This is a genomic window from Tateyamaria sp. (genome assembly GCF_059783535.1).
On record NZ_JBYNDP010000043.1, the window covers coordinates 1 to 2,598 of the forward strand.

The window sequence follows — 2,598 nt, forward strand, 5'->3', positions numbered from 1 at the left end:
GACATGCTGGCCAAGATCGGGGCAACCACGCGCGAGGTTGTGGAACCGTTCACCCCCGAGGGTGGTGCCTATGGGCACGGGCGCACGCACGGGCACGACCATTCCCACTCGCACACATGAGCCACGCCCTGACCCTCATGCAATGGCTGTCGCCCGCCTTTCCGGTAGGCGCTTTTGCTTATTCGCATGGGCTGGAACAGGTCATCGCGGACGGGACGGTCACGGACGCCGAAACGCTGCAAGACTGGCTGGAGGCGCTGCTGACCCATGGCTCTGGCCGTGCGGATGCCATCCTGCTGGCCGCCGCTCACGGCGCAGATGACCCAACACATGTTGATACAACAGCCCGCGCATTTGCCGCCGGAGCTGAACGGCTCAAGGAAACCGACCTGCAAGGTGCTGCATTCTGCGACACTGCCCGCAGCGTCTGGGGGATTGAGATCGCGAACCTCACCTACCCCGTTGCCATCGGTACTGCCGCCCGCGCCATGGATATCCCGCTGGCTGAGGCCCTGCCTCTCTACCTGCACGCCTTCGTGTCTAACCTCGTTTCAGTCGCCCAACGCGCCCTGCCCCTCGGCCAGACCGACGGCCAGCGGGTGCTGGCGGCCCTTGCCTCTAGCATCGCTGCCACCGCAAAAGACGCGCAAGTAACCCCGCTTGACGCACTCACCTCCACCAGCTTTGCCGCAGACATCGCGGCCATGCGCCACGAAACCCTCCAGCCTAGGATCTTTCGCACATGACACAGCTCAACGGCCCTCTTCGCATCGGCATCGGCGGTCCGGTGGGCGCAGGCAAGACAACGCTGACCGCCGCCCTCGCCGCCGCCCTCAAGGACCAACACTCCATTGGTGTGATCACCAACGATATCTACACGCAGGAGGACGCCGAGGAGTTGATGCGTCGCCAGATCCTGCCGCAGGACCGGATCATCGGCGTGGAAACCGGGGGCTGTCCCCATACGGCCATCCGCGAGGATGCGTCGATCAACCTCGCCGCCGTGGCAGAGATGCGCGACAGGCACCCTGATGTCGAAGCCATCCTTATTGAGTCCGGCGGCGATAACCTGTCGGCCACCTTCTCGCCGGAACTCGCGGACATCACGCTCTATGTCATCGACACGGCAGCGGGCGAGGAAATCCCGCGCAAGGGCGGACCGGCGATCACCAAATCCGACCTGCTGATCATCAACAAGACGGACCTCGCCCCCCATGTGGGCGCCTCGCTTGAAGTCATGGAACGGGACGCAAAGCGGATGCGGGGCACGCGCCCCTTTGTCTTTGCCGCGCTACGGCACGGCAAGGGGGTGGAGGATATCATTGGGCATATCCGCGCCCTGTCCGGCTTGGGACTGACGCCAGCATAGCGCGGCTGGTTCTCTGGGCCGTCCAAACTGACAACGCTTCACCACTCATCTGAGTGGACTATGGGAAGCACTGACACTTCGCGGCTGTCAGTGCCTTCGGGCATCAGGACAGCTTCGACAGCTTGTCCTGCAATTCGGCCAGTTGTTTCTTGATGGCGTCGAGGTCCTCGCCATCGTCTTTATCCTCAGCGTCCGGGGCAGGTCCGGACGCGCCCCAGGCCGTGCCCAGCCCACCTGTCATAGCCTTCATGAACGCTTCCTGCTGTGCCTGCATCAAATCGAAGCCGGGCATCTTGGCCATGGGGTTCATGGCATTCATGTTTTCCATGACCTTGCTCTGACCATCGCGCAGCATTTCAAACGAGGCCTGCAGGAATTGCGGCACCACGGACGCCCCACCGCCCATGTAGCTGCGCACCAGGTCGTTCAGCACATCCACCGGCAGAACGCTTTCTCCCCGGCTCTCATGTTCGGCGATGATCTGCAGCAGGTATTGGCGGGTCAGGTCATCCCCGGTCTTGAGGTCCACAATCTGAACCTCGCGCCCGTCGCGTATGAACCCCGAGATATCCTCGAGCGTCACGTAGTCGCTTGTTTCGGTGTTGTAGAGCCGCCGACTGGCATAGCGCTTGATCAACAATGGTGCTGGTTTGTCTGTCACGTGCCTGATCTCCCCGGTGCCGCGTGCTGCAACGCAGCTTAGGCGTGACATCACAAAAAAGAAAGGGTGTGTGCACCTGCGGCAATTCAGGCGGTTTCAGGCGCCCTTACATACGCATCCGTATCCCCGGTCAAGTAAACGGCAAGGGCCTTCTCAACGGGCGTCGCGTGGAAACCCGGCAATGCTGCGCGCAACTTGGACCCGTCAATCGCATGTGGCCTGCGCCACAGGTATCTCATTTCGAAAACCTCTCGCATTAAAGGCGACCACAACCCCATCAGCCAGACCCCAATCCACGGCAATCGCGACACGCGCATTGGCTTGCCAACAATCCGTTCCACATGGGCGACCAGTTCGTCCCCGGTCAGGGCATATCCTTCAAAGGAAAACTCCTCGAACGGGCTGAACTGATCCCGTTTCTCTGCCAGCCCCACCATGGCGCGCGCCATGTCCGGCAAATAGGCCCAGGCGTGCACCAGGTCGCGCGGGCCGGGATAAGTCACCTTACCCTGTGCGGCTTTGGGCGCGATGTAGCTTTCGAACCAATTGCCTGACTGCACGGTGTCAA

At 61.9% G+C, this 2,598-nt stretch carries 4 protein-coding genes and 1 pseudogene; 3 read left to right on the plus strand and 2 right to left on the minus strand.

The genetic code is table 11. The annotated features are described in order from the left end of the window. From AC6RA8_RS10365 to ureG, 3 genes and pseudogenes are all read left to right on the plus strand, one after another. A pseudogene (locus tag AC6RA8_RS10365) lies at positions 1–120 on the plus strand (urease accessory protein UreE); the annotation flags it as partial. Continuing rightward, positions 117–746: an urease accessory protein UreF gene (locus AC6RA8_RS10370; protein WP_500352604.1), complete on the plus strand. Its 630-nt coding sequence runs from the start codon at positions 117–119 to the stop codon at positions 744–746. The pseudogene AC6RA8_RS10365 and the gene AC6RA8_RS10370, both read left to right, overlap by 4 nt. Beyond that, positions 743–1,369: an urease accessory protein UreG gene (ureG, locus tag AC6RA8_RS10375; RefSeq protein ID WP_189368953.1), complete on the plus strand. Its 627-nt coding sequence runs from the start codon at positions 743–745 to the stop codon at positions 1,367–1,369. The genes AC6RA8_RS10370 and ureG overlap by 4 nt, the downstream gene beginning before the upstream one ends. 103 nt (positions 1,370–1,472) lie before the next feature. Here the strand turns inward: ureG and phaR are convergent, their stop codons facing one another. Both phaR and AC6RA8_RS10385 read right to left on the minus strand, forming a co-directional pair. Next, entirely contained in the window at positions 1,473–2,081 is a 609-nt protein-coding gene (gene phaR, locus AC6RA8_RS10380; RefSeq protein WP_500352605.1) for a polyhydroxyalkanoate synthesis repressor PhaR, read from the minus strand. A gap of 35 nt (positions 2,082–2,116) precedes the next feature. Next, positions 2,117–2,598 (minus strand): Rossmann-fold NAD(P)-binding domain-containing protein (locus AC6RA8_RS10385; RefSeq protein ID WP_500352607.1); only part of this gene is annotated, 482 nt, incomplete at its 5' end.